The organism is Pseudomonas sp. GW821-FHT01A09 (assembly GCF_058986725.1).
Window position 1 is genome coordinate 1 of the sequence record NZ_JBYSWB010000073.1, and the last position, 888, is coordinate 888.

The following is an 888-nucleotide window of genomic DNA, read 5'->3' on the forward strand; positions in this document are numbered from 1 at the left end:
ATTCGCCGAAAATTCGCAAGACTCTCAAGAGTCACTCACAAATTTTACCTTAGCCCGAATGAACACCAGTGAAAGTGCCATTCAGTCTATCTTTCTATCACATACCCAAATTTTTAAAGAACGATTCTGAAAAAGATCAGAAATCAATATTCGAAGCGAATATTCATTTCTAGGCTTTTGCATGAAGTGGTGGAGCCAAGCGGGATCGAACCGCTGACCTCCTGCGTGCAAGGCAGGCGCTCTCCCAGCTGAGCTATGGCCCCAAAACAAGAAACTGGTGGGTCTGGGCAGATTCGAACTGCCGACCTCACCCTTATCAGGGGTGCGCTCTAACCAACTGAGCTACAGACCCAGTTACGAGCTGTTACCTTCATCGTCTTCTTCAATGAATCAAGCAATTCGTGTGGGAGCTCATAAGCCAGCTGATGTCGTCGATTAAGGAGGTGATCCAGCCGCAGGTTCCCCTACGGCTACCTTGTTACGACTTCACCCCAGTCATGAATCACACCGTGGTAACCGTCCTCCCGAAGGTTAGACTAGCTACTTCTGGTGCAACCCACTCCCATGGTGTGACGGGCGGTGTGTACAAGGCCCGGGAACGTATTCACCGCGACATTCTGATTCGCGATTACTAGCGATTCCGACTTCACGCAGTCGAGTTGCAGACTGCGATCCGGACTACGATCGGTTTTGTGAGATTAGCTCCACCTCGCGGCTTGGCAACCCTCTGTACCGACCATTGTAGCACGTGTGTAGCCCAGGCCGTAAGGGCCATGATGACTTGACGTCATCCCCACCTTCCTCCGGTTTGTCACCGGCAGTCTCCTTAGAGTGCCCACCTTAACGTGCTGGTAACTAAGGACAAGGGTTGCGCTCGTTACGGGACTT

General features: G+C 51.5%; 2 tRNA genes and 1 rRNA gene. All 3 read right to left on the reverse strand.

Annotated elements, in window-relative coordinates:
- Positions 1-187: 187 nt before the first annotated feature.
- Positions 188-263, reverse strand: a tRNA-Ala gene (locus AC3WJP_RS29085).
- A 12-nt stretch (positions 264-275) separates the two neighbouring features.
- A tRNA-Ile gene (locus AC3WJP_RS29090) sits at positions 276-352 on the reverse strand.
- An 84-nt stretch (positions 353-436) separates the two neighbouring features.
- A 16S ribosomal RNA gene (locus AC3WJP_RS29095) occupies positions 437-888 on the reverse strand; the annotation flags it as partial.